The 24,979-nt window shown below is 53.0% G+C and carries 23 protein-coding genes; 11 read left to right on the forward strand and 12 right to left on the reverse strand.

From position 1 onward, the window contains the following. Positions 1 to 162: 162 nt before the first annotated feature. Positions 163 to 2,256, forward strand: a complete 2,094-nt coding sequence (locus K5621_RS18710) for a putative bifunctional diguanylate cyclase/phosphodiesterase (protein WP_100143355.1) — start codon at positions 163 to 165, stop codon at positions 2,254 to 2,256. 215 nt (positions 2,257 to 2,471) lie between these two features. Here the strand turns inward: K5621_RS18710 and K5621_RS18715 are convergent, their stop codons facing one another. After that, the gene (locus K5621_RS18715) at positions 2,472 to 3,068 is read right to left on the reverse strand and encodes a tRNA-uridine aminocarboxypropyltransferase (RefSeq protein ID WP_221050019.1); all 597 of its coding nucleotides are present in this window, start codon (positions 3,066 to 3,068) and stop codon (positions 2,472 to 2,474) included. 199 nt (positions 3,069 to 3,267) lie between these two features. Further along, positions 3,268 to 4,473: a multidrug effflux MFS transporter gene (locus tag K5621_RS18720; protein WP_221050020.1), complete on the reverse strand. Its 1,206-nt coding sequence runs from the start codon at positions 4,471 to 4,473 to the stop codon at positions 3,268 to 3,270. Between the two features lie 113 nt (positions 4,474 to 4,586). Here K5621_RS18720 and K5621_RS18725 point away from each other — a divergent pair, with 113 nt between their 5' ends. Then, positions 4,587 to 5,546: a LysR family transcriptional regulator gene (locus tag K5621_RS18725; protein ID WP_100143469.1), complete on the forward strand. Its 960-nt coding sequence runs from the start codon at positions 4,587 to 4,589 to the stop codon at positions 5,544 to 5,546. Positions 5,547 to 5,570: 24 nt separating this feature from the next. Here the strand turns inward: K5621_RS18725 and K5621_RS18730 are convergent, their stop codons facing one another. After that, positions 5,571 to 7,442, reverse strand: a complete 1,872-nt coding sequence (locus tag K5621_RS18730; protein WP_221050021.1) for a methyl-accepting chemotaxis protein — start codon at positions 7,440 to 7,442, stop codon at positions 5,571 to 5,573. 323 nt (positions 7,443 to 7,765) lie between these two features. Here K5621_RS18730 and K5621_RS18735 point away from each other — a divergent pair, with 323 nt between their 5' ends. Continuing rightward, positions 7,766 to 8,065 (forward strand): hypothetical protein, encoded by a 300-nt coding sequence (locus tag K5621_RS18735; RefSeq protein WP_221050022.1) that lies wholly within the window; start codon positions 7,766 to 7,768, stop codon positions 8,063 to 8,065. On the opposite strand, the gene K5621_RS18740 is transcribed toward K5621_RS18735, so the two are convergent. Both K5621_RS18740 and K5621_RS18745 read right to left on the reverse strand, forming a co-directional pair. After that, positions 8,062 to 9,474 (reverse strand): tetratricopeptide repeat protein, encoded by a 1,413-nt coding sequence (locus tag K5621_RS18740; RefSeq protein ID WP_221050023.1) that lies wholly within the window; start codon positions 9,472 to 9,474, stop codon positions 8,062 to 8,064. The genes K5621_RS18735 and K5621_RS18740 overlap by 4 nt on opposite strands. 24 nt (positions 9,475 to 9,498) lie before the next feature. Next, entirely contained in the window at positions 9,499 to 10,203 is a 705-nt protein-coding gene (locus K5621_RS18745) for a hypothetical protein (RefSeq protein ID WP_100143349.1), read from the reverse strand. A 186-nt stretch (positions 10,204 to 10,389) separates the two neighbouring features. Between K5621_RS18745 and K5621_RS18750 the strand changes: the two genes are divergently transcribed. Beyond that, positions 10,390 to 10,920, forward strand: a complete 531-nt coding sequence (locus tag K5621_RS18750; protein WP_100143348.1) for a DUF2780 domain-containing protein — start codon at positions 10,390 to 10,392, stop codon at positions 10,918 to 10,920. Positions 10,921 to 11,065: 145 nt separating this feature from the next. Further along, a complete protein-coding gene (locus K5621_RS18755; RefSeq protein ID WP_100143347.1) occupies positions 11,066 to 11,521 on the forward strand; it encodes a tellurite resistance TerB family protein in 456 nt (151 codons plus the stop codon). A 10-nt stretch (positions 11,522 to 11,531) separates the two neighbouring features. Here the strand turns inward: K5621_RS18755 and yjeH are convergent, their stop codons facing one another. Next, positions 11,532 to 12,797, reverse strand: coding sequence for an L-methionine/branched-chain amino acid transporter (gene yjeH, locus K5621_RS18760; RefSeq protein WP_100143346.1), 1,266 nt, complete (start codon positions 12,795 to 12,797; stop codon positions 11,532 to 11,534). A 140-nt stretch (positions 12,798 to 12,937) separates the two neighbouring features. Here yjeH and K5621_RS18765 point away from each other — a divergent pair, with 140 nt between their 5' ends. Further along, the gene (locus K5621_RS18765; protein ID WP_100143345.1) at positions 12,938 to 13,363 is read left to right on the forward strand and encodes an Lrp/AsnC family transcriptional regulator; all 426 of its coding nucleotides are present in this window, start codon (positions 12,938 to 12,940) and stop codon (positions 13,361 to 13,363) included. A gap of 193 nt (positions 13,364 to 13,556) precedes the next feature. Here the strand turns inward: K5621_RS18765 and K5621_RS18770 are convergent, their stop codons facing one another. The 5 genes from K5621_RS18770 to K5621_RS18790 all read right to left on the reverse strand — a co-directional run bounded on the left by K5621_RS18770 (position 13,557) and on the right by K5621_RS18790 (position 16,511). After that, positions 13,557 to 13,847 carry a cytochrome c3 family protein gene (locus tag K5621_RS18770; protein WP_100143344.1) on the reverse strand — a complete coding sequence of 97 codons (291 nt, stop codon included), beginning with the start codon at positions 13,845 to 13,847 and terminating at the stop codon, positions 13,557 to 13,559. Between the two features lie 22 nt (positions 13,848 to 13,869). Further along, entirely contained in the window at positions 13,870 to 14,811 is a 942-nt protein-coding gene (nrfD, locus tag K5621_RS18775) for a cytochrome c nitrite reductase subunit NrfD (protein WP_100143343.1), read from the reverse strand. Next, positions 14,808 to 15,491, reverse strand: a complete 684-nt coding sequence (locus K5621_RS18780; RefSeq protein ID WP_221050024.1) for a 4Fe-4S dicluster domain-containing protein — start codon at positions 15,489 to 15,491, stop codon at positions 14,808 to 14,810. The genes nrfD and K5621_RS18780 overlap by 4 nt, the downstream gene beginning before the upstream one ends. A 12-nt stretch (positions 15,492 to 15,503) precedes the next feature. Next, positions 15,504 to 15,965: a multiheme c-type cytochrome gene (locus tag K5621_RS18785; RefSeq protein WP_100143341.1), complete on the reverse strand. Its 462-nt coding sequence runs from the start codon at positions 15,963 to 15,965 to the stop codon at positions 15,504 to 15,506. A gap of 78 nt (positions 15,966 to 16,043) precedes the next feature. Then, the gene (locus tag K5621_RS18790; RefSeq protein ID WP_221050025.1) at positions 16,044 to 16,511 is read right to left on the reverse strand and encodes a hypothetical protein; all 468 of its coding nucleotides are present in this window, start codon (positions 16,509 to 16,511) and stop codon (positions 16,044 to 16,046) included. 301 nt (positions 16,512 to 16,812) lie between these two features. Here K5621_RS18790 and K5621_RS18795 point away from each other — a divergent pair, with 301 nt between their 5' ends. The 5 genes from K5621_RS18795 (at position 16,813) to menE (ending at position 23,039) form a co-directional block, all read left to right on the forward strand. Then, entirely contained in the window at positions 16,813 to 17,877 is a 1,065-nt protein-coding gene (locus K5621_RS18795; RefSeq protein ID WP_221050026.1) for a LysR family transcriptional regulator, read from the forward strand. Positions 17,878 to 18,025: 148 nt separating this feature from the next. Further along, positions 18,026 to 19,747, forward strand: coding sequence for a 2-succinyl-5-enolpyruvyl-6-hydroxy-3-cyclohexene-1-carboxylic-acid synthase (menD, locus tag K5621_RS18800; RefSeq protein ID WP_221050027.1), 1,722 nt, complete (start codon positions 18,026 to 18,028; stop codon positions 19,745 to 19,747). After that, entirely contained in the window at positions 19,747 to 20,535 is a 789-nt protein-coding gene (menH, locus tag K5621_RS18805) for a 2-succinyl-6-hydroxy-2,4-cyclohexadiene-1-carboxylate synthase (RefSeq protein WP_221050028.1), read from the forward strand. The genes menD and menH overlap by 1 nt, the downstream gene beginning before the upstream one ends. Then, the gene (menC, locus tag K5621_RS18810; protein WP_221051244.1) at positions 20,535 to 21,578 is read left to right on the forward strand and encodes an o-succinylbenzoate synthase; all 1,044 of its coding nucleotides are present in this window, start codon (positions 20,535 to 20,537) and stop codon (positions 21,576 to 21,578) included. The genes menH and menC overlap by 1 nt, the downstream gene beginning before the upstream one ends. Before the next feature lie 42 nt (positions 21,579 to 21,620). Beyond that, positions 21,621 to 23,039 (forward strand): o-succinylbenzoate--CoA ligase, encoded by a 1,419-nt coding sequence (gene menE, locus K5621_RS18815; RefSeq protein ID WP_221050029.1) that lies wholly within the window; start codon positions 21,621 to 21,623, stop codon positions 23,037 to 23,039. An 8-nt stretch (positions 23,040 to 23,047) separates the two neighbouring features. On the opposite strand, the gene K5621_RS18820 is transcribed toward menE, so the two are convergent. After that, positions 23,048 to 24,976 (reverse strand): toxin-antitoxin system YwqK family antitoxin, encoded by a 1,929-nt coding sequence (locus K5621_RS18820; protein ID WP_221050030.1) that lies wholly within the window; start codon positions 24,974 to 24,976, stop codon positions 23,048 to 23,050. Positions 24,977 to 24,979 lie beyond the last annotated feature (3 nt).

The raw sequence follows: 24,979 nt of genomic DNA on the forward strand, positions 1-24,979 counted from the left end.
ACATTTTTTCACCAGTTTGACTGATAATAGATACTTTTAGCAACAAAACGACATTTTGATTGAGCCACAAAGTAAAGCTGTTAAGTGTTAAAACCAAAGGAATGGAATAACAACTTCAAAAGGAAAGGATTCTCAGCAGAGAATGACAAGGGAGTATCCCGGATGATCCGATGGACACAACTGCTGCAGATGCTGGTGGCCGATGCAAAACTCGCCCCCCAACTGCAACTCTGGCATAGCGACCCACACGCGACACCTCTGGCACTGTTCAAGGGGAGCAAAGTTTTCGCCGCCAATCAGGCAGCCTTGAATTATTTCGCCTGTGTGGATCAGGAAATTCTCGATGCGACTCTCTATGACTTTGCTCCCAGACTGCAACTTGATGGGCAATGCAGCATAGAGCTGGCCCGAAAACTACTGCAGGCCGCCACGGAACAATCGCAAACTTGGGATTGGTTGCATCTCAATCGCCACGGCAAAGAGCTGCCCACCCGCCTCTATCTGGAGCCGGTCAGAATAGATAGTCACAAGATGATTCTGGTGCGTTTCGAATCCCTGGCGTCTCACGATAATACCAAGAGGGAAAACCAAGACATTTTCGGATTACTGCCTCGCAGCGTCTTGTCCGGGATCCTTGAAGAAAGTGCCGAAGCCGTTGTCATCAGTGATACCGCCGGGAAAATTCTTGCGGTCAATCGGGCGCTGTGCCGCCTCTGTGGCTTCAGCCAGACACACTTAATAGGGAAAAGTTTACAAGTCATTGAAACCGAGAATGATCCCAAACAGAGAGAGTGCCGCATGGCGCTGGCTCAAAGGGACTTCTGGCAAGGAGAGGTCCGTCACACCCGCGCGGATGGCAGTCATTTCCCGGCTTGGCAGAGCAGCCGCAAGTTGCAGACCGATTCTGGCAGTTATCTGGTCACCATCTTCAATGATATCAGCGAGCGTAAACAACTGGAGTCGCGCCTAACAGAACAGGCCATGTTCGATATGCTGACCGGACTCCCCAATCGCCGCCATTTGAAGCGTAAATTACGCAGCGCCATCAGTCATAGTCTAGAGCTAGGCAATCGCAACATCGGCGCCCTGATGTTTCTCGACCTCAACGGCTTTAAACACGTCAACGACAGTTTTGGCCATTCCATGGGCGACAGAATTCTGCAACTGGTTGCGGCCAGGCTGGAAGCCGGTTGCCTGGAGCGGGCAGATATTGCCCGCATGGGAGGCGATGAGTTCACCCTGATATTACAAAACTGCCAGAACCGGGAGGAGATCTATCATTTTGCCCAACAGATACTGGCGCTGTTCGAAACACCGTTCGAACTGGAAGGACAAAAGTTCTACCTGGGTACCAGCATAGGGATCAGTATCTTTGGGGAACACGAGATAGAATCATCCGAGCTGTTGAGTCAAGCCGATACGGCCATGTACAGTGCCAAGCGCAGTGCCAGCCATATCAATTTCTACGACAGCTCCATGAGTGAAGCCGCCGAACATAAGCTCAAACTGCTCGGCGATCTGCGTCATGCCCTGGGATTGGGGCAACTATGCCTCTTTTACCAGCCCATAGTCAGGCTCAAAGACCATAGTATGGCGGGAGCGGAAGCCCTGCTGCGCTGGCAAAAAAATAAACATGAATTATTGGAGGCCGCCGACTTTGTCCCCCTGTTGGAGGAAACTGGGCTGATAGTCTCTATCGGTAACTGGGTGGTCGAGCAAGCCTGTCGGCAACTGGCGCTGTGGCGGCAACATGACAGCGACTTTGTTATCTCGGTCAATATCTCGCCGCTACAATTGGAACACTTGGACTTTTATCAGCAGGTAAAGTCGGCGCTGCAACGCCACCGACTACCCAGCGATGCACTGATTTTAGAGATCACCGAATCGGCTCTGCTGGGTCATCCACACCAGGCAAAACAAACCCTCAAACAGCTCAGAGCACTGGGCGTTAGAATCGTCCTCGATGATTTCGGAACCGGGCTGTCATCATTGAGTCGTCTGGGCAGCCTGCCCCTGGATGGCCTAAAAATAGCCGGTGAATTTGCCGAACAACTACAGCACCCCAAGGGTAAACGTCTGTGTCAGGCCATAGTGCAGCTGTCTCAGGCGCTGGAGCTTAACTTTGTTGCCGAGGGGATAGAAACGGCGCATCAAAATGATCTGGTAAGGCAGATGGGCGATGGGCTGGCGCAGGGGTTCTTTTTCGGTTACCCCTTGCATCCTGAGCAATTCACCCTGGCCCATTTTCAACTGTAATAATTCCGGGTAAACCAGAGAGAAACAGGACTGTCGGCAACAGAAATCTTCTGCAACCACTCCCCTGCAAAAAGCGATTCGCCGACAGTCCCACTCCATCATCAGGGATGATGATGTGGGTTAATTAAAACCATAACGGCCTATAAATGTCGTGATCTATACAGAGTTTTCATCATAGGCCGCAGTTTTATTTCATTTCCTTAGAGATCAATCATCTATCTGGAATATCTTTCCCTTACCTTGGGTGGCATCCGCCGCAATCTCTGCTCAACCAACTCCGCCAGTAAGTCGTGCATCGGGGTCACATCCAGCCCGGGTTCCAGCTGAGACAATGCCACCGCCGCGGCCTCAAGCGTCGATAAACTATCGCTGCGGCTGGCCTTGCGTATGCAATACGCTGTCGGCACCGCCAGCGGCAGATGTCTTTGGGGCAACGCCTGTAGCCAAGGATTAAGCCGAAACATCTTCAAGGTTTTGCGCCAGGTGCCATCCAGCAAAATTAGCCGCACCGTTTCAGATGCAACGGTAGCTGGCAGTGGCAGACTCTCATCAGAGGGATAGAGTAAGAAAGTCGGCAGGCTATCCCCGGTCAATTCGGCTCTCAGCGCAGCAAAATCCGCCTCGGTTTCGCCCACTATCACCCGGGCATCCGGCACAGCCAACTGCAACAGGCGCACACTGTTTTTGGCGTGTTCCACCTCAGAAGGATGCTGCAATATCCACAGTTGGCTGCGGGGAAAAATGGCTGCTACGGCACCACAAACACAGGCGGTTTGCGGATAACCACATTGTTCACAGTAAGCACGAGTCATGATTCCTCTCTCAAGGCCAATAGTTTCCAGACGGCATTAGGCGTGAGATGACCACAATACGGAGGCCGCAATGGTAACACAAGCCTCATGACTCAACTGCCACTGCAGACTGTCATCTATGCTGCCCTTAAAACAAAAAAATGCCCGCAGCAGCGGTCAACTGCAACGGGCCAAGGGTGATGCTTAAATCTGTTGAAACTCAGTGATGCACCAACTGTTCTTGATGCCAGGCGTTGAAACGACTCTGGGCCATGATCAGCAGCAAAACCATAGATAGGCTGCCCATCACCAGTGTCACTGCAAAGGGCGCGCTGAGGTCGGTTTGTTGTACCAGGCCAGCCAGTAAGGAGGCGCCACTCATCTGAATGAAACCGAGCAAGGCCGCCGCTGTACCGGCGCGCTCACCGAAGGCCGCCAACGCCATGCTGGTGGCTGGCCCCAACAGGAAGGCGAAACCGACACACAGCAACATCATGGGCAACATAAAACTCATGGCAGCAGCCATGCCTTGCTGAGGACCGTAGATCTGCAACGCCGGTTGTATCGCGGCCGAGGCCAACAGCAACCAGAGAGAAAACACCACAGTCGCGCGATTTCCAAGACGTTTGGTGACCACTGGCGCGGCAAAACAGGCGATGATATTGACCAAGGCATTGAGGCCAAACAGACCGCTGAATGCCAACTCTGACATCTGCAAATGACCAATCAGCCACACAGGGGCATAAGACACATAGCTCAATATTGACGCCATTCCCGCCATGCAGCAGAAGGCATAAAACAAGAAGTGCCGCTCGGCCAACACCGGCTGATAACGACCCCAACGGTACAGTGGACCGCTACTGATAGTATTCTCGGGGCGAGTTTCAGGAAAACGCATCCCCACCAGCAACAACATTACCAAGCCGTATAGCGCCATCAACATAAAGGTGGAACGCCAACCGAAATGCAATGCCATCACCCCACCCAGTGTCGGCGCCAATGCCGGGATCACACAGATCGCGCCATTGAGATAGCTGTAGATGCGAGCACTTTCGGCCGGTTTATAACAATCACGTACCGCACTGAACACCACTATCGAAGTGGAACAAGCGGCCAACCCCTGCAATACCCTGGCAATCTGTAACCATTCGAACTCCATGGCTACCACAGCCAATAGCGCACTGAGTACATAGAAAGTTATTCCTCCCAATGCCACAGGCCGACGGCCAAATCGGTCGGCCAAAGGACCTATGAGGATCTGCCCCAGCCCCATAGCGAATAGGAAAAGCACCAGCGTAGACTGGACGTCACCCGCACTGACGCCATATTCACTCGCCATGGTCGGCAAGGAGGGGAGATAGATATCGATAGCCAGGGGGCTTAGCAGCACCATGGCCATCAGCATAGGCAGGAGGTTTTTTGCCATAGGTTGTCGTTCAATCCTGAGTGAAAACTAAGATGGGGCACATTTTAATGAGCCACTGGTATGAAAAGAAATGATATAATCTCACAATGTAATTTCCCTTGGGGAATATCATAGTGAATCTGGATAATCTGGCTCGTATCGACCTTAATCTGCTGGTCATACTGCAGATATTGCTTGAAGAGCGCAGCGTGACCCGCGCCGCCAATAGGTTACATTTGAGTCAGTCGGCATTGAGCAAGAGCCTCAACCGCCTGCGTGAGATGCTGGGCGATCCTCTGTTCCAACGTACCGCCCACGGCCTCAAACCGACGGCTCACGCCGAACAGTTAGCACAACATCTGCCTATCGCCTTACAGAGTTTGCATCAACTGACTCAACCACCGGTATTCACCCCGGCCAGCAGCAACCGGCAATTCTCGCTCGCCATGGTAGAAAGTGCCTATGAAACCTTGTTACCCAGTTTTATCGGTCGCTTACTCAACAATGCGCCCAATCTCAGGCTCGACTCCTACGTCTGGACCGAGAAATCGATGCAGGCACTGCAACAGGGACAGATAGACTTGGGAATTTCGGGACGGGATCTGCAGCCCAACTCCAGTTTTCACTTCAACCAGTTGCCGGAGGGGATCCTGTACCAAACCCTATTCCAGGATCATCAGGTATGCCTAGTACGCCAAGGGCATCCGGCCTTGCAGGCCGAGAAGAATCAGGTCTGGGATCTAGCGGCTTATCTGGCACTGCCCCATGTACAGGTGCGGTGTGAAGGCAACGATTGGTGGGCGCTGGACTATTTTCTGGCGGAGCTTGGTCATCATCGCCGCCTGAGCGCCACAGTACCCGACTTTTATGGTGCTGCCAGTATTTGTGCCCACAGTGACTTGGTGTTTACCTTGCCCTCAAGCTTTGCCTTGCACGCCTGCAAGCTCTACTCGTTGCAACAATTGCCGCTGCCGATAGACTTTCTGCCCATGGCTTATGTGTTGCTGTGGCATGAGCGCAATAACAATGACCCAGGCCACCGCTGGATGCGGCAGTTAATTGGTGACAGCATGAGCGATAAAAAGACCGCCTGAGTGGCGGCCTTTTGCTCGGTGTGATTATAGAATGAAGGTCGCAACCTTGGCATTGAGATCGGTCGCGCACACCTTGAGCGCCTTGGCGTGCTCGAGATCGTCCATGGCGATAGCGGTGATCTCATCGGTAACATCCTTGATGGCCGTGGTGTTTTGGGTGATCTCCCCTGTTACCTGAGTCTGTTCCTCTGCCGCCGTGGCTATCTGCCCGGCCATATCTGAAATCTGTGCCACCGCAATGGCAATCTCTTCCAGCGCCTTACTGGCCTCTTCGGCATCACCGACACTGCGTCCCGCCATCTGGCGACTATTTTCCATAGAGGCCACTGCTCTGGCCGTGGTTTGCTGCAATGCTTCGATAGTCGCGTGAATTTCAGCCGTTGAATCTTGGGTTCGTTGAGACAAGACTCTCACCTCATCGGCCACTACGGCAAAGCCGCGACCCTGTTCGCCGGCACGAGCGGCCTCAATCGCAGCATTCAACGCCAATAGATTGGTCTGTTCGGCCACCCCCTGAATCGCGGTAAGAATACCGCTGATGGCCAAGGCATGACGATTGAGTTCGTTGATCACTTCGGTAGTTTGCCCCACTTCTTCGGCCAAGGAGTGGATCGAGTCACGGGTCTGCAGCACCAGACTCTTGCCCTGCTGCGAGCTGCATGAGGATTGCTGCGCCGCGGTGGCAGTCAGCTCGGCGTTGGTCGCAATCTCTTGAGTGGCACTGGCCATCTCGGTGACGGCGGTTGCCACCATAGCGACTTCCTGCTGCTGCCTCTGCAGCTCAGTCACCGTGCTTTGAGTGGTGTTCAATCCCCGCTCGGCATCCAGATCCAGTTCGGCCGCCAACTGACGTATATGGCTAATCAGCTGATGCTGCGCCGAGACAAAACGGTTGAAGTTGTCGGCCAGCTCGGCCACTTCATCATTGCTGTCGACTGTGATCCTCTGAGTCAGATCGCCATTACCATCGGCAATCCTCGCCAAAGCCTGGGATACTCGCCCAAGCGGCGCCAGTAATAACCCGATAAACCAGGAGATAATTGCAATACTGACCAAGAGCACCAGCACCGCCAGGCCGACCTGGGTCCAAAGCAGTTTGCCAAGAGGGGCTTCAAGCGTTGCTTTATCCAGTAGTAGCAAGAGTTGCCAATCGGTATCCGGGATGGCTGTTGCCCACACCAGTTTTTCCCGGCCATCGGCGTCAAAATACAGGGATTGTAGCTGCGCCGTTTTTTGAATATTGGCCAGAATGCCTGCGCCTAAGTCATTATCGATCTCAACGACCGGACGCATCGCCTTGCCGTTATCCTTGTAAGCTATCACAGTACCATCGTTATGCATCATGATGGCGAAGCCTTCAGCCGGGATGGCCATGCGATTCACTTCTGTCACCAGGGTATCGATCGCCAAATCCCCCCCTATCACCCCTTTAGCGGTCGGCTGTGCCAAAGACACAACCAGAGTCCCGTAACCGGCATCAATATAGGGTTTGGTAATAATGGCTCGACCTTTAGCCATAGCATCTCGGTACCAAGGGCGGCTGCGGGGGTCGTAATGACTGTTGTCCACACTGGGGTCGGCATCTTGCATTCGTCCATCGTTGCCACCGAAGTAAACCGATTCCAGTTTACCGGCCGCCCTCGCCTGTTGCAGCGCTGGCACAAAGTCATCGCTGATATAGTCCTTCAAGGTCGAAACCACATTGGTGCGAATCGCCAACCATTCGGTAATACGCTGCGCCTGCATATCACCAATACGCTTTAACTCCTGTTGGCCGGTTTGCAACAGTTGTGTTTTTTGACTGCTGTAACTTTGCCAGGAAAGTGCTGCCACAACCAGAGTCAATGCCAGTACCACACACACCAGCAACTTGTGTTTCAGTGAACGGAATTTCATTTTCAGCGGGATCCGATTTTGTAGAAAAGGCCAACTCTCTTTTGGGGAGCTCCCCTTGGGGGTGGCGGAATAATCGCATATTCTGCTGATTTGGCTGAGTGTTAGTTCACAATTAGTTGTGAAACAGGTCAATTTTTCAACAAAAAATCAAGTTTGAGTTTTAAACCCGACTGGATGAATAAAAATTATGCGACAAACGCCAGCCTCTTAACGCTTTCTTAATAAAGTCGCATTAAACATGATGAATAATGAAGCAGATTTAACGTGACCTGAGCTCAGGACGAGGTCACACTAAGGCCCAGGCCAAGCCCGGAGGAAGAAAAATGTACCGACAGTTTGCGCAGATTCAGCCACTCAATCCCAGAACCTTGATGGGAGCACTGCTGAGTCTCAGTGCCTTTAGTCTGGCACTCTTGCTTGTGCCATTGGTGTTGATCCTGGCGGCAACTACGCTGCTGTGTCTGGCTCTGTTTGGTCGCAGCTATTTGAAACGCCAGTTGGCCAGCATTCACCAATGCCGCCAAAGAGGCAGACAAAGAGATCTCTACGACCTGGATCCCAACCTGTGCCGGGATTCAGGCTTGAGCCCAAGGGGCCGTATCATAGAGCACGAACCGGACTAATCGGCCAGTAGCTCCTGTGCCCGCTTCAGGGCACGCCGCTCTTCTGCCGACTGGCTCAGTCGAAGTACACTCTCGACCTGTTGTTGCAGTGACTGCCACAAGGGCCTTATCACTTCCAACTCACGTTCATCGGCGCGATCCCGCGCCAGACGCAACCAAGCAACAGCCTCCACTACGTCTATGCGGCCAAGGCAACCATCGGTCAGAGCTATCGCCAGTTCAATCATGGCAGTCACACTGTGACCGTAGCGGATAACCTGCCGTAAATAACGCTCTGCCTGGGACAGATCTGAGCCAAAGGCGGTGTCATCGTTGAGCATATGCTGCGCTCGCGCCAACATGGCATCGAGCTGTCCCTGCTCCGCCGCCTCGGCGAGCCATTGTTCACTGGCGCCTGGGTCGGCTTCACAGCCTTCGCCTCGGGCCAACATCAAGGCAAGGTGATACTGAGCGTGGGGATCCCCGGCTCTGGCCGCCCGGGTTATGTGTTCAAAGGCTTGTTGCAGCTGACCGCGTTGATAACAAAGCACCCCGAGATTGGCCATCGCCTCAGATTGTTCATTGGCGGCAGCAGCACTGAGGAAACGCTCAGCCTCGGTCTCATCTTTAGCCAGCTCACCACTGCCGACCAGATAGAAGTAACCCATGAGAGCCATGGCATCGGTCACGCCAGCCTCGGCGGCTTGACGAATCGCCCGCTGCCCGGCGGCAATATCTATTTCGCCACTGTAACCGTGGATCAGGGCAACCCCCTGTTCGAATAGTGCCTTGGGCTCGCTCGCTGATGCTTCAGCAAACCAATATGCCGCCTTGGCCAGCATTCGCGCCGAGTCACCCGCGAGCGACTCGTCAGCCTTATCCTGCAGCGCCTGCTCCTGACCACGAGCGATCAGCGCCCGATTCTTGAGCGCCATCCCCAACAGATATTGCGCCTCGGCATCATCCTCCATTACGGCTCGGTAGCAGAGTTCACGTCCGGCCTGCAGATCAAAGTCATCGAAGTGATATTCAGGCGCTTCCCGGCCCTTCAGTTTAGGGTAAGCCAGCTCCATCAATTTCAGCAGATCGCCGATGGCTTTTTTAGCCAGTTGCAGCAATTGAGTTTCGGTGAGGTGAAATTTTTCCGGATGGGCGCCGCGGTTACCATCGGCCCGCAGGCGGTGCAATGCACGGGTGATGCGCACATCGATCAACCGCTGACGATTGAGCTGTTCGATCCTATCGTAAAGGTTGGGGCTATCAAAACTGAGCCTGGCCGGGGCGGCCAGAAGCTCGGTCAGTCTATGGGCGAAACTGCGAACATGCAGAAGTGCCTGGGTTGGCACATCCTGCACGTAGCGCTTGGCTGTGCGGTACTCCCGGGCCAAGTCTTCCGACACACTGGCTATAAAGGCAACATCATCCAGCACAGGCTGACCTCACAGACATCGAGTTCAGGTTCTGCCCTTGCGGGCAACCCGATAGAGACGGAATAAGGCCACATTGACAAACAAACCAATGAAAGCCACGAAGGTATCTACCAACAACTGCAGCGGCATACCACCGGCCTGCCCCAATTGCGACAGCACACTCCCCATGATCAATAGTGGGAAATAGCTCAAGAGTACCAACATTGTCTTACCGGTAAGACCACGACTGAACTCGAAACTGGCCTTGATCGCTTGCAATGGCGTCAACCGCTCGGCCACCACCATAAAGTTAACAAAAGCCAAACGGGCAAACAGGTAGAGGCTGATCCCCAGCCCCAGGATCCATACCGGCCCTATGGCGGCGAGGATCATAGTCGGTGCAACTATCGCCATGCCAGAAAACACTCCGGCCAGCATCAGCCCAGGCACAAAGACCAGACTGGCTTTCAGCACTTGCCCCGTGCTGGGCTGCATCCCTTCGGTGCGCAGCTCCATAAATAGTGTCAACGCGGCAATCAGCACAGAGAAGATCACCATCAGGGCAATCACCGCCAACATGTGTGGCGTACCGAATTGTGGATTCTGGGGGTCGGCGCCTTGGATTTCGGCCCCAAGCCAAATTTGAATACCCACCTGCAGCAACAGCAGTGGGCCGGTCAGCATCGCCAGCTGAACGATATGATTACGAAAGAAGTTATAAGCTTCGGTCAGGATGGCAGACAGAGACATGCAGCTTTCCCAAAAAAGTTGTAATTAAAGGACCTGGATAGACGCCAAGGATACCCAAATTCCCACCTCAATGCACAAATGAAATATGGCAAAACCCCGGCCAATCACGTAAAAGCGATGATCAGTTGTTACAGATAAAGCTAAAATACGCTCCTGACGATCTTGAATATATCCAGGAAAACAACAATGAAAGCCTATATAGCCGCAACCCTAATGCTCTGCCCACTCCTGAGCTCCCCGGCGCAGGCCGGTTGGTTCGACAAACTCACCAGCGACACCCAGGCACAAGCCGAAACGGTCACCCATAGCCAGAGCGCCACTCAAAACAGCGAGTTGGTTGGTTCTGTGATGTCACAGCTGGGGCTAACCCAGACCCAGGCCGAGGGAGGGCTTGGCAGCCTGCTCGGTTTGGCCAAGACCTCTCTGGGACAAGAGTCTTTCTCTCCCATTGCCGCCAGTATTCCCGGTATTGACGGCTTGCTCGCCGCAGCGCCCAAGTTGGATAGTAACTCAGGGATGACGGGTCTATTGTCAAAGGCCGGATCTTTGGGTAACTCGTTGCAGGACAGCGCCATGGTCTATGATGCCTTCGCCAAACTGGGGATCTCCAAAGAGCTGGCAGCGCCCATGATAGACATAGTCAAAAACTACCTACAAAGCAGCGGTGGCGAAGGCACTGCCGACCTGTTGATGAAGGGGTTGGGTTCTTTGCTGTAAAGCGATCCCTGCGGCAGTGGGAACCCGCTGCCACTGATAGAGTCTAAAAAAGCATGGCTGCCTAGGTCTATAAGCTCGATTCAGGGCCTGCTGATATGTGGCCAGATGCCGTTCGCCTCGCCGAATCAACTGACAAGAGACACTTATGATCGCCAAACTCAAACAGTTTTTGAATGCCCATCAACAGAGCAAATCCCCACAGGAACAGCAGAAACAACTGGAACTGGCGGCCGCCAGCATGTTGTTGGAAGTGGTTTATGCCGATGAGGAGATGTCCGGCACAGAATCCCAATTGTTACCCGAACTCCTGGAACAGACGCTGGGCATAGCCGCCGAAGCGGCTGCCGAGTTGATAGTCGAAGCCAAACAGAGCCGACACGATGCCACCTCACTGTTTGAATTCACCTCGGCCATCAACGATAGCTTTACGCTGGAGCAGAAGCAGCAACTGATCCTGGCGATGTGGCGCGTGGCCTACGCCGATGGCGAACTGTGCCGCTACGAAGACCAGATTATTCGCCGCTGCGCCGATCTGCTGTATCTCAAACACTCAGAGCTGATCCAACTACGCAACCAGGCCATGGCTGGCAGAGTCGGCTAAGCTCTATCCGCTATTGCATCGGGATCACCGGCGGTAATTGGCGTTTCTGCCACTGCTGCTGCAACGTTAGCAATACGGCCAGCACACACAGCAAACCCAAGGCGTAGGCCATGGCGCTGCCGAGTGCAAATGCCAGCAACACACAGAGCCCACAGCTGAGCAGTACCAAAGGCAGGTAGCGTTTGCTCAGTAAACGGATGGCCGCCAACATAGACAACAAATAGATCACCACAAATACTCCGTTACTCCAGGCAATCAGCTGCTCAAGCTGTTGGCCGGAAACATAGGTCAGCACTATCACCACCGCCATGGTACCCAACACGGCCGACAAGGCTCTGACCGGCACTTGGTGACTATTGCGCTCACGGAACCAGGCCGGCAATATTCCCTCGGTACTGAAGCTCCAAAGCAGCCGCGATACACTGGCGGCATAGACGTTAACCGCCGCCAAACCACTGGCGATCCCCAGCACACCTATCACCTGAGCCCCGTACCCACCGAGCAGAGTATCGAATGCGCCTATCATGGCGACCTTGGTGTCCACTTCCACCAGCAATAGCAGCAAGGTACAAGCCAGATAAACCGCGCCGACCAAAATCACCCCTATCACCATGGCGGGGATCAAGTCTCGATCCGGGCGCCGGAAATCGTTGGCCAAGTGGGTCATGGCCTCCACACCGAGGAAACTCCAAAAGGCGATGCCTATCGCCAGCATCACGCCGTCATAGTCGGGAGTGGAATGAGCGGTCAAGGACACTAATTCACCGGCCTTGGCACCACCGGCGCCGAACATCATCACCACCACGGCCACAATCCCCAGCGTCAGGGCAAATTGCGCCTTGGCCGACACCTGAATACCCCTGAGATTCAATAGCCAAAGCCCGAGTAGAACCAAGAGTTCACAGCCCACCTGAACCCAGCCGGACACGGGAACCAGCGCGTTAACGAATTGGAAAGTCATCAAAATAGCGGCAGGCGCGCCGATAGGCACAGCCATCAAAAAGCTCAGGCCTATGGTGCGGCCCAGGGTGCGGCCAAAGGCTCGTTCGACAAAATAGGCGGGGCCGGCGGCGTGAGGAAAGCGGCTAGCCAGACGAGCAAACACCAGGGTCACCGGAATAATGGCCAGGGTCAACAGGGCCCAAGCCAGCAAGGCGCCACTACCTGCCTTGTCGACCGTCATCTGCGGCAAAATAAACACCCCGGTACCCAACAATGTGGTGGCCATTAAGCCAGCACCCTGCCAGCGTCCGATTGTTCCTGTAACTTGATTCATCTGTTAAATTATCAGTATCTTGAATGGCGCCAGTATAGTCGTTCTCCGACAGACTTTCTGTCATTCGTTTCCGTCAAATACTGCTTTAAACCGACAAAATGACGGCAAATCAATAAAAAACACGCAAAACGTCAGGAATCATGGATAAGTTCGATAAAGCAATCATCAATGCGCTAAAGAAAAATGCCCGCAGAAGTATTTCAGATGTGGCGACCGAGGTATCGCTTTCCCGCAGCGCCGTCTCGGACAGGATCAAGAAACTCGAACAAAACGGGGTGATCCGGGGTTATCAGTTGCTGCTCAGCGAATCGCAGAAAGAAGCTGTGAGTGCTTACTTCGAAATTCAGCACAAATGTCCCCGCTGCAGCGATGTGGTACATGTGTTTCATGCAATTCCGGAGGTCGTCACCTGTCACGGGATCTCCGGCGACATGGACCTGCTGGTATTCGTCAAAACGCCCTCGATGCGGCGATTGCACGAGATCCGTGAATATATAGACACTCATACCGAGATAGTGAAGATCAAGACCCATGTGGTGATGAGCGAGTGGATTAATAATCAGTGAACTAAAACCAAGAAAAGCCACCCGCGTGCTCAATAGGTGGCGAGTCCCGTGGAGGATCGGGAAATGCGTCAACAGCGCAATAACAAGATGGCTTCCTGCCCAATCACTTCCTTGTCAGCAACGTAGCAACGTTGCTTCAGGATACGACGGAACTTTTTATTAACACCAAGGCCGCCGTATCCTTAACTTCTTATTAGTGACAATCTTTACAGCCAGCGGCAGGATCTTTCTCTTCGTGGGCTGTATGACAGTCAGTACAAGTGAGCACACCATCATGCTTCTTGTGTGAATCGCCTTCCAGTGACTTCATGTCACCATGACAGGAAGCACATTGCTCGTTTTCAAAAGCATAGTCGGCAGAAGGCGTGCCATCTTGGTGGCAAGATTCACAACCAGACATGTCGGTGTGGGTATCGGCAATTGGGGCAGCCAGCAGTGAACCTGAAAAACCCAGAGCCATCATCAGAATCATTTTTTTCAACATCACATTTTTCCTTTTATGGGGATTAAGCAATCGTCATTTGTCCTGTGTACAGGATGAAGTGGCGCAGCAAAATGACCCCCAACAGACTCAGGGTTGCTGTCGCAGCCACATAAGACCATTTACGCTTGGCCGTGGCGGTCATAAACAGGTTCATGGCTAATGGAATAGAGAGGCCACAACCCAAGATACCGAGCCAGAATACCCAGCCCCAGAAGCCTTCACCTATAGCATTGAACGCCGCAACCTTACTTTGACCTCCAGTCAGTACCAAACCAATAAAGAAGGTGAAGATCACTGCAATTTCCACCAGGATCAGTGGGATCTCTATCTTGTGAATAAAGTGCACTTCCTTACCGTCAGGGTTACCCTTGAGCAGTACACCACCGAGCAGAGACGCCGCCGCACCGGAAGACAGGCCAGAGACCAGGAACAGCAACGGCAATACCGGATTCTTCAGCATGGGATAACCAGGCAGAGCCGACAGCAGGAAGCCGGTATAAGCGCCCAGCGCTAAAGAGAAGATCACCAATAAACCTGTTAAGCTGGGTTCATGCTTGGCCAAAAAGCCGGTCACTTTAAGCACCACTGGGAAACGCTGCTCACACCAGTTATCAATGACCTGACGGAATACCATGGCGATCCAGGCGAACATGAACACCATGTAAACCATGAGGATCATCACCCCGACAGACATCACCGAAGTGGGGTTATAGAACACCAGAATCTTCCAGAAATGGAATGGTTTGGTCAGGTCGATAACCAAGATCCCCAGCCCCGCCATCACGGTCAGCGGCGCCACCAAACAAGCGGCCTGGACAAAACCTGAACGCCAGGCATCCTGTTTCAAGCACAAATTTTTCAACAATACGGCAAAGAACATGGCGCCCGCCGAAACCCCGGCGAAAAACAGATAGAACGCAATGGGCCAGTGCCATACCAAAGTATCAAAGTGAAAAGGGCTCATAGTTTAATCTCCCCCTGCTTGGCCACTATTCGGAACATCTTGGGTCGGGTACCGAGATCGACTTTGGATCTCTGGGTTGGGTTGGCCCGGATCATCTGTACCACTTCTGAACTTGGATCTTTCAGATTACCGAACACCAAGGCCTTAGTCGGACAGGCTTCCACACAGGCCGGCTGTTTGCCCTGCTTGAGTTGAGTCTCACGGCAGAAATCGCACTTATCGGCTGCTTTGGTAACAGGGTTAATAAAGCGCACCTGATAAGGGCAAGCGGCAATACAGTACTGACAACCGACACACTTCCAGGCATCCACAGTCACAATGCCGGTCTGCTTGTCCTTGAACGCCGCACCGGTTGGGCAGACATTGACACAAGGCGCATCTTCACAGTGCTGACAAGACTTGCGGCTGAAGTGATAAAACTGGTTCGGGTACTCGCCATAAGGACCAGTGCGAATAATCTCTAACCGCGAGACCCCTTCGGGAACCTGGTTAACTTCCCGGCAGGCATCACTACAAGCATTACAGCCGATACACTTGGTTTCATCATGCAGCAAGGCATAGTTAACGCCTGAATCATGATCGGCGCTGGCAACCGCCTCATTGCCACTCAATGGATAAAGAGAGGCTCCGGCCATCAGGGCACAGCCCCCTTTTAAAAAACGTCTTCTGGAATTTTCCATTACTCTCCCCTCTTAGTTGACCTTGTGACAATCGAGGCACAACTTGCTGTGCTGTTTGCCTGTTGCTTGTTTCATTGGATCGTCCAATGGATGCAGCTTGTGGCAGGCGGCACAACTCAACTTGTCGGCATGGACGTTGTGGGTCCACTCTTTCTCAGCCAATTTCTGTGGCTGGTGACACTTGAGACAGGTCTCGTTCTGGGTCGCAGGTGAGATCCCTTCATGGGGAGTAAAAACTCTCAGGTCGTTCGGTTTTCTTGGATGTTTACCCTTTTCACCATGACAGGTACTACAACTCATATTGAGCTGATCCTGGCCATGATGTCCCTGCATCAAACCATTGCGTTTATGGCACTTCACACAGGGATCACTATTGATTTTTAACGCGGTCTCGGCAGAGGCGATACCGCTCACCCCCAACAAACAGGTCAAAGAGGCCGCGCCTAATATTGCACGCCATCGAATACTGGACATCTCGGGTCCTCACATTTCAATTTGGATATTACAGGGACTCAAGGGTGGCAGCTCACGCCGCCACCCTCTATTACAGGTTTAAGCCGCAAGCACCTGTTGAAGATGCTGTGCGTCCAGAGGATTGGAGCGCTTCATATCAATGAGGCGAATATTAAGTTTTTCGAGCAGGCTCTTTGAGCTGGCACTTTCAGCATCGCTGAAATCTGAAATCACCATTTTGATTTCTGAAGAATTCTGATCTATCAGCACATAATCCAGGCGGACATGGCTTTCTGCGGCATGTGAGTCTATATCTACCACTGAACCCAAGGTGACATTACTGCAAACTTCATATCGACCACTGGTTAAAGATTTCAGAGATTTAAAAAAGTCTAAACTCTTGTTGTCAAAGAATCGACTTTTAAGTTTTACCACTTCATTATTATGTGTCTCTTCCGTCTTAAAGAACTTGATACAAGTCATCACAAATACCACCAGCACGAATGGCACTGCAATAAAAAGAACGAAATAGACAAAGGCGTAACTCAGAATAACTGAAGTATCCATATAACCCTCCAAAACATCATTTTAGTTTTTTAGTCGCGCTTGCTGCGCAGTCGAATTATTACTATCAATGACAATTGAAAAATTGATCGCCATCAAATAACTACCGGGTAAAAGACTGCAAGAACAAAACATAAGACACTGATAGCATTGACACTTTTTAGAAATCAAACTACTAAAACCAAGAAAACGATTTTACAAAATTTAATATTTGAAAATGAATTATTTCAGTACTTGAAAAATATATTCTTGACGGGCTAGCGCATGAGCAACAGACTAAAAACCACCTCAACACCAGCATTTAGTGATCTGGAATACAGAATCAAAAATAGCTGCAAATAAAATTATTTTTTTTTTGAAAAAAGTGGTTAATATAGAAATTGGGTATACCACTAAAGGAGTATTGCAGGTGAACCACATCGACTTTGAAAAGCTGGATATTTTAAGCCTTTCCATCCTTGTTAGCCTATACGAAAACAAGTCTGCAACACATGTTTCCAAAATTCTGAATGTGCCTGCACCCAAAATAAGCCGTTGTTTAAAAACAGCCAGATCTATTTTTGGTAACGAACTATTTCTAAGAAAAAAGTATGGTCTTATTCCCAATGAATTTGCGGCTAAGGTTTATCCTATTGCCAAAGAAATTGTCGACTGTTCCAAAGGCTTCAGTCACTTGGGTAACCCCGCACTGGCAGGCAATAAAAATTTCGAATTAGTTACTCCAGGCCTGATTTCTTATGCCTATCCCAAAGCCTTGATGTCTGCGATAAAACAGCAAGGCAAGCAACTGCATATTAACTTAAACTCCTGGAGCTGCAGTTCATTGCAAGGGCTCATAGATGGCAACATCAGCGCCGGACTTTGCAGTTGTCGCTACCCAGACGAACTGCTCTCTCTCGGCGGCAAGCTGCAGATAGAGGCACTCAGAAAACTCGATAGCCTCTACCTCATCTGTAACAAGAATCACCCGTTGCTTTCACGCGATCTCACCCTGGAAGCCATAGCCGAGTATCCTTATATCAATACCGATCTAGGTCTGATACCCAACAGTCAGAGTCCGTTCGAGGATTATTGTCGAATCAATCATCTTGATTTAAATGTCGAGATGACTATCACCGGCATCTCCTCGCTGAGCGCCTACCTGGAGGCCTCGCAGGCGGTGGCTTTGGTGCCCTATAAGGCGGTATTCGATCTCTTGGGGGAAGAGCCTCAACTACACCTGTGCAAACTGTCAGAGATGGAAACGACGCGATTGTTCAACGTTACCGAGCCACTGACACTCACCTTGCTCAGCAGTGTCGGCCAACAAGACATAGAGCTGGAGTGGATTCGCTCACAACTGCGTCTTGTGAGTGGTAACTTACTGTAATTGGGTTGGAGTCGCGATAAAGACCTCAGCCTGATAGTCAGGCTGTTCTTTTGCCTTGAGGTGCACAAGCAGTTTTACCCAAGAGTTCATACAACAGTGGTGTCAAAAGCGGTACACTAATGAGCATTCGATACTGGGTAAGCTGTTTATGCAAATCAATTCTCACGCCGAACTCAATCTCCTTTGGGGTTCCCTCATACTTGAAGAACTGGCACGCCTTGGGGCTCAGCATGTGTGCATGGCGCCGGGCTCGCGCTCCACGCCCCTGACGCTGGCAGCCGCCCGCCAGGACAAACTAAAACAACACCTGCACTTCGATGAGCGTGGACTGGGCTTTATGGCGCTCGGGCTCGCCAAGGCCAGTCGGGCTCCGGTGGCCATTATCACCACCTCGGGTACGGCCGTTGCCAACCTGTATCCGGCCATCGTTGAGGCCTGGTTGACTCAAGTCCCCTTGGTCGTGCTTTCCGGCGACAGACCGCCGGAGCTGATAGCTTGCGGCGCCAACCAAGCCATACTCCAACCGGCGATTTTCGGCCAATATGCCAAGCAGTTAAACCTGCCGACACCGGATCTGGCCATAGCTCCCCAAGCGCTGCTGACTCAGATTGATGAAGCCGTGGCCAACCAAAGCATGCCGGTCCACATCAATTGCATGTATCGTGAGCCACTGTACCCAAGCAGCCTGGATGCCCCCAGAAGTCAAGCCATAGAGCATTACCTGCAACCTCTGACGAACTGGCAACAGGCAAGCACGCCCTATAACCAATATGCCAACAAAGGCATGGGACAAGTCCCCAGTTGGGATACCATGGCGCGTTTTGTTCACGGCAAGGGTGTTATCATCGCCGGCACCCTGGATAGTGCCGATAATCCACAAAAGTTGGTCGAACTGGCCAGCAAACTCGGTTGGCCGCTGCTGACAGATGCCCAGTCTCAGCTGCGCCAACATCCTGCCGCGATAGGCAATGTCGACCAACTGCTGCTCAACCCCAAGGGCCGAGCCCTGCTGCAACAAGCCGACCGGGCACTGGTGTTTGGTGGACGCCTACTGTCGAAACGCTTGATAAGTTATCTGGAACAGCAGAACTGGCACCAATATTGGCAAGTATTGCCGCAGCAGATGCGCCTGGATCCCAGCCATAAACCCAAGCAGATCTGGCTGGCAGAGCTACAGCAGATAGCCGCGCTTGAGTGGCCACGCTCGTCCTCCGCCAATTGGGCGCTGGAGCTCACCGCCCAGAATGAGGCGCTCAATGAGCTCTTTGTACGCCAAATCGATAACGGCGAGTTCGGTGAGGCCCAGGTGATCAGGGCCATAGCGGCAATCCGCACCGGCGAGCAGCAGCTGTTTATCGGTAACAGCTTACCGGTGCGACTTTATGATATGTTCGCGCCCATCAGTTGCTGTGCCGCCATCACCTATACCAACCGCGGCGCTTCGGGGATAGATGGCCTGCTGGCCAGTGCCTGCGGCGTCGCCAACCACAAGGGCCAGGCCACCACCTTGGTACTCGGCGATCTATCGGCGCTGCACGACCTCAACTCTCTGGCACTGGCACGCCAGGCTCAGGGGCCATTGGTGATAGTGATACTCAACAATGATGGCGGCAATATCTTCAATATCCTGCCGGTACCGGATGAGCAAGTAAGGGCTCACTATTACCGATTAAGCCACGGGCTGGAGTTTGGCTATGGCGCAGCCATGTTTGGCCTGCCCTACAATAGGGTGGAAGACTTCCAGGGCTTTATGGATGCCTACAGTGAAGCGCTCAACTATAACGGCGCCTCGGTCATTGAGGTTTGCGTCAGCCAAACCCAGGCCAGCGACCAGATAGCCAGCATAGGCCAATGGGTAAAGCAAAGCTGATGTTAGCCACAACGACTCAGGGTTCAGCAACCCAGCCGCCTTTGGTGCTGCTGCACGGTTTTCTCGGCAGCAGCCATGATTGGCGCGAGTTGCTGCCGCACCTGAGTCAGGACTACTACTGTATTGCGGTCGATCTCCCGGGCCATGGTCGCAGCTGTGATATCCAAATCGACAGCCCAGGCTTCAGTGACTGTGTTGCCTTGCTGCGCCATACACTGCTCAAGGCAGGCATCCCACGCTTTCACTTATTGGGATACTCGCTTGGTGGCCGTATCGCGCTGCATCTGGCTCAAACCTGGCCCGAGGCGCTACTGGGCCTGCATCTTGAGTCCTGTCATCCTGGCCTGTTATCCCCTGATGAACGTCAGCAGAGGGCGATGGCCGATAAGCTGTGGGCCGAACGTTTTAACACTATGCCGATTGAACAAGTGCTGGCCCTCTGGTATCAGCAGGGGGTGTTTGCCGACCTATCAAGCGCCGAGCGAGAAGGTTTAATCGAAAAACGCCGCCATCAGCAGCCGCTTGGCCTAATCAACTGTTACCAGGCCACCTCACTGGCACTGCAACAGGATCTGCGCCAGGTGCCGGCCAAGCTTGCCTGCCCAAGCCACTACTACCTCGGGGAGCAGGATGCCAAGTTTAGCGCTCTCGCCAAGGCCTGGCAGCCACAAGCCGGATTCGAGCTGCATACCATTGCCGATGCGGGCCATAATAGCCATCAGGCCCAACCCGGCGCTTTTGCCACGGCGCTCAAAGGCGCCCTGAACGCGATTTCAAGGGGTGAATGATGCATCCAGACTCACTGTCACTGGCCCGCTATAGGCTGCCGCTGGAAACCTCACTACCTGTGGGTAAGCAAAGAATTGAGCAGAGATCCGGGCTGATTATCAAGGCCTGTTACGGCAATGAAGAACATTTTGTAGAAGTCGCTCCTCTGAGCGGCCTGGATGCCAACGGCGAGCCACTGCAGGGGTTCAGCCGTGAATCGCTGGCGGAGGTGACAGAAGCAGCCTTGGCACTGATGCCAGCACTGGCAGCCAAAGAGCTGGAGTTGAGTCAGGCGGCCGATGCCTGTCAGTATCCCTCGCTCGCCTGGGGGCTAAGTCTGCTCGATGCCAAACTCAAAGGACAGCTGCCACAGCGTTGGCCGGCCTTTGAAACCATTCCACTCATCTATCACAGGGAAGAAGAGCCTCTGGCGCTACTGCAACAAAGGCTGGCGGCGCTTCCCGATACGGTTCTCAGAGCCAAGATCAAAGTCGCCCAGACCAGCATGGAGCAGGAGCTCAGACTGATCCATGCTGTATTGGCCGCCAAACCTCATCTCAAACTCAGGCTGGATGCCAATCAGGGCTTTGAGTATCAACAAGCTGTGGATTTTTGCGCTTGTCTGCCCAAGGCCAGCATTGAGTATATTGAGGAACCCTGCCGCCGCGCCGACGATAATCCGACCCTATTCAAGGCCACAGGGATCCGCTATGCCCTGGATGAAAGCCTGCTGCAACGTGAGTTTGTACCTGACTACAATGACTTTGCGAGCGGTCTCACGGCGCTGGTGCTTAAACCCATGTTGCTCGGCAGCTTAACCAGACTGCAAACCCTGATCGAACAGGCCGAAGCGGCCGGTGTGCGCGCCCTGTTGAGCTCCAGCCTGGAATCTTCTTTGGGAATTGCCGATCTGGAGGCTGTCAGTGCCCTCTTGACCCCCAACGAAGCCCCCGGACTGGATACTCTGGCGCCTTTCGGACGCGATATTATTGTCGGCCAAGGCCACAAACCCTGTCTGGACTTTGCTGAGCTGGAACTCTTGGGTCAGTGGCCCTGTCTGTAACCGCCGCCTCTGCAACCTCCAATTTCATTAACAGGAAAGCGCATGACCTACTCGCCCCTTCACCTCAGTGGCCAACAGACTCCAGATGCCATCGCCTTGGTAGAGGGCGGTATCAGCCATAGTTATCAGGCAGTAAGCCGGCAAGTGTTGGCGCTCGGCGTTAAGCTTCGAGCCTTGGGGTTGCAGCGCGGGGATAAACTGGCCTGTGTGGCTACCAACCGCCGTGAGCTGATATTGCTGTATTGGGCTTGCCTGGATCTGGGGCTGCTCTTTTGCCCGTTGTCACCCAAGTTTCCGGATAGTCAGCTCCAGGAGCTGCTTGAGCGTTTACATATTCGCTTTATCTGGTGTCCGGATAACGCCCGGAATAAGCTTTGGCAAACGCGGGATATCACCCGAGTGCAGGCGGATTTTGCCATTCTCGAATCGAATGGTATCCCAGCCGAGATAGCCACGGTCTCGGCCAATACGCCGCTCAATATTATTCTTACCTCGGGCTCCAGTGGCAGCCCCAAGGCCGCAGTCCACTGCCTTAACAACCATATCGCCAACGCCAATGGCAGTCGGCAGTTGATCCCCTTGGCAAGTGGTGATGCCTGGTTACTCTCGCTACCGCTGTTCCATATCGGTGGTCTGGCCATTCTCAATCGCTGTGCCCTAGCTGCGGCAGCCGTGGTGTTGCCGGATAATGAGCTGACTATGGCAGCGCAGTTAAAGCGCGATGCCATCACTCATCTCTCATTGGTAGCCACCCAGTTGCAACACCTGTTGGACGACAGCCCCGAAAGCCTTATGGGGGTAAAGTGCCTGCTACTCGGCGGCGGCGCCATAGGCCAAGGCCTGCTGGACAGGCTATCCCCTTTGAAGGTGAAAGCCTTTACCAGTTACGGCATGACAGAGATGGGCTCGCAGATCACCACGGGAATCGCCCGCAGTGATGGCAGCAGTGGCCGCCTATTACCCGGGCGCGAACTCAAAATAGAACAGGGAGTTATCTGGGTCAGGGGCGAGACCCTGTTTATGGGTTATCTGCAGCGGGATGGCAGCATAGTTAAAGAGACCCACGACGGTTGGTTCTGCACCAAGGACAAAGGCTGCTGGAGCCAGGATGGGCTACTGCATATTCAGGGGCGGGTCGACAATATGTTTATCTGCGGCGGCGAGAATATTCAACCGGAAGAGGTGGAAGCGGCGCTGAAACGGCACCCGGCCATCCTGGATGCCATTGTCTTTGGTGAAGATAACCCTGAGTTTGGTTTACTGCCAGCCGCCATTTTGCGTTATCGAGGCTCACAGGCGCCGAGCGAAGCCGAGTTGACCGCCTTCCTGGCAGACAAGCTGGCCCGCTTTAAGCGCCCGAGGCACTATTATCCCTGGCCACAACAGGTTGCCGAGGGGCTAAAGGTGCAGCGCAAACAGCTTATTGCGGCAACTCGTTCAGCCCACAGGGCTAAGCCATAGATAAAGCCTCAACAGCCAAACAGCAGCGATGAGGCAGAGCTATCGCAGTCGCTCTCGGCCTTAGGCTCATCGTCATCGACATCACGGCTGCCCAAGAACTCACCATGTTCAAACATCTGAATATAGTAAGCTCTGCCCTGGATGTAAGACACGGTTTCGCCATGCTCCTTACCATCCTGATAACGGGCAACCTTGTTCAATAAACCGTCTTCGGTAAAATAGTAAAAGCTGCCTTGTTCCTGTCCTTTGGCGTCATATTGCTCCCGCCCCAGTTCATAACCTGCTGCAGAGTACGCCAGCCAAGTGCCGACTTTTTTGCCGTAATGATACTCCCCTTGCCAGAGGGACACTTGGGTTTCATAGGGATCCTGGTACTGCCACTGGCCATGCCGTTTGTCCTGGCTATAATTCCCCTTGGCTTGCAGCTCACCTTTTTCGCTGTAGGTTCGGTATTCCCCCTCAAGCTGCCCGTGCCGGTAATGCGCCAGCTGCAACAATTGGCCATCGTGTATCTGGATTTCTTTCACTTCACCGTGCAGCTGCCCCTGACTGTCACGCTGTTCTGTGCGGCGGTTACGGGCATCCTGATAAGTCCAGATACCCACCTTTTTGTAATGGGCATATTCGCCCTGCTCCAGCAGCTTGCCGCTGACCAGTTTCTTTTCATAAGCGCCGTGGAGCTGACCTTCTTTGTAATGGCTGGTCTCTATATTGGGCTCATCGTCCCAGAGCCCCTGATACATTTGCACGGCCAGCCCCTCGCGTTTGCCATTGAGTTCCTCCTCTCGTTCGATGACAACGCCGTTGGCATCAAACTTCTGGTATAAAGTCCACACCCGAGTCATATCCTGCTGCATTCTTGAGCTGAGTTTGCCGTCTTGGAAGTATTGTCTGTCGAGGATCTGTTTGTCTTTGACAAAACGGGCGTTGAACTCCATGGTCTTGCTGCCGTCATCGGCAAAATTTTGTTCAAAGACCAAACGGCTTTTTTCGTCAAAGCGCTGCAACTGCTGCAGCTGCGAGCTACTGGTATAAAAGGTTTGCTGCTCGCCCACCTTTTTGCCCTGCTGATAATGTTCAATTCGAGTCAGCTGTCCCTTGGCATCATACTGGCGGCTTTCCCCGTGCTCTCGATTCTGCCGGAAACTGGTTTCCCGACTAAGCTGGCCATTTTTATGCCAGCGTTTGGCCGGTCCCTGTCGCTGACCATCCACATAGACATACTCGGCCTCTTGGACACCTGTATCCCAGTATTCATAGGCTTTTCCCTGCTGACCTTTAGGGCCAAAGGTGTCAATGGAGGACAGCTCACCATTGCGGTGATAACGTTTGCGCTCCCCTGTCAGTTTACCCGCCAGATACAGACTGCGCTCACGCAGTTGCCCACCCGGGTAGTATTCCAGTTGCTCCCCTTCCGGCAGACCATTGACCAGCGAGTGCTGCGCCTGCAGACTGCCATCCTGGTAATAGTGGCTGTCTTTACCGACGCGTTTGTCGCCCAACTGCTGATAAACCTCCTCTAACTGACCGTTACTGTAGAAGTTTTTTTGAGTGCCTCTTTGTTCACCATCAACAAAACCGGCCTCCATGGTCAAGATGCCGTCTTCATCATAGAAACGGATCGGGCCTTCCATCTCGCTGTTATCGTTATAACGGCCATCGGAAGACAGCTTGCCGTTATTGTGAAAGAACTGGTAGTTACCCAAGGCATTTTGAAAGATACCCGGCTTGGCAAAGCTGCCCTTGAATCTGGGGGTATCCGAGCCGACATAATAGATGGTGGTCTGCCAACCCTGTTGATCTTGAGTTTGCGGATCTTTGACATAAAAACTGGCCTGGCGCTCACTGTCGACCACTTGCCAATCCTCATTCAGCCACACTGTCTCGGCGCTGGCCATCCAGCTCATCAGGCCACAAAGTAATATCAATACACGCATTTT

This window comes from Shewanella carassii (assembly GCF_019670705.1).
GTDB lineage: Bacteria > Pseudomonadota > Gammaproteobacteria > Enterobacterales > Shewanellaceae > Shewanella > Shewanella carassii.

Bases quoted from the DNA above. Each gene is read 5' to 3' on its own strand.
- K5621_RS18710 (WP_100143355.1), top strand. From the start codon at position 163: ATGATCCGATGGACACAACTGCTGCAGATGCTGGTGGCCGATGCAAAA.
- K5621_RS18715 (WP_221050019.1), bottom strand. From the start codon at position 3,068: ATGACTCGTGCTTACTGTGAACAATGTGGTTATCCGCAAACCGCCTGT.
- K5621_RS18720 (WP_221050020.1), bottom strand. From the start codon at position 4,473: ATGGCAAAAAACCTCCTGCCTATGCTGATGGCCATGGTGCTGCTAAGC.
- K5621_RS18730 (WP_221050021.1), bottom strand. From the start codon at position 7,442: ATGAAATTCCGTTCACTGAAACACAAGTTGCTGGTGTGTGTGGTACTG.
- K5621_RS18735 (WP_221050022.1), top strand. From the start codon at position 7,766: ATGTACCGACAGTTTGCGCAGATTCAGCCACTCAATCCCAGAACCTTG.
- K5621_RS18745 (WP_100143349.1), bottom strand. From the start codon at position 10,203: ATGTCTCTGTCTGCCATCCTGACCGAAGCTTATAACTTCTTTCGTAAT.
- K5621_RS18750 (WP_100143348.1), top strand. From the start codon at position 10,390: ATGAAAGCCTATATAGCCGCAACCCTAATGCTCTGCCCACTCCTGAGC.
- K5621_RS18755 (WP_100143347.1), top strand. From the start codon at position 11,066: ATGATCGCCAAACTCAAACAGTTTTTGAATGCCCATCAACAGAGCAAA.
- yjeH (WP_100143346.1), bottom strand. From the start codon at position 12,797: ATGAATCAAGTTACAGGAACAATCGGACGCTGGCAGGGTGCTGGCTTA.
- K5621_RS18765 (WP_100143345.1), top strand. From the start codon at position 12,938: ATGGATAAGTTCGATAAAGCAATCATCAATGCGCTAAAGAAAAATGCC.
- K5621_RS18770 (WP_100143344.1), bottom strand. From the start codon at position 13,847: ATGTTGAAAAAAATGATTCTGATGATGGCTCTGGGTTTTTCAGGTTCA.
- nrfD (WP_100143343.1), bottom strand. From the start codon at position 14,811: ATGAGCCCTTTTCACTTTGATACTTTGGTATGGCACTGGCCCATTGCG.
- K5621_RS18780 (WP_221050024.1), bottom strand. From the start codon at position 15,491: ATGGAAAATTCCAGAAGACGTTTTTTAAAAGGGGGCTGTGCCCTGATG.
- K5621_RS18785 (WP_100143341.1), bottom strand. From the start codon at position 15,965: ATGTCCAGTATTCGATGGCGTGCAATATTAGGCGCGGCCTCTTTGACC.
- K5621_RS18790 (WP_221050025.1), bottom strand. From the start codon at position 16,511: ATGGATACTTCAGTTATTCTGAGTTACGCCTTTGTCTATTTCGTTCTT.
- menD (WP_221050027.1), top strand. From the start codon at position 18,026: ATGCAAATCAATTCTCACGCCGAACTCAATCTCCTTTGGGGTTCCCTC.
- menH (WP_221050028.1), top strand. From the start codon at position 19,747: ATGTTAGCCACAACGACTCAGGGTTCAGCAACCCAGCCGCCTTTGGTG.
- menC (WP_221051244.1), top strand. From the start codon at position 20,535: ATGCATCCAGACTCACTGTCACTGGCCCGCTATAGGCTGCCGCTGGAA.
- menE (WP_221050029.1), top strand. From the start codon at position 21,621: ATGACCTACTCGCCCCTTCACCTCAGTGGCCAACAGACTCCAGATGCC.
- K5621_RS18820 (WP_221050030.1), bottom strand. From the start codon at position 24,976: ATGCGTGTATTGATATTACTTTGTGGCCTGATGAGCTGGATGGCCAGC.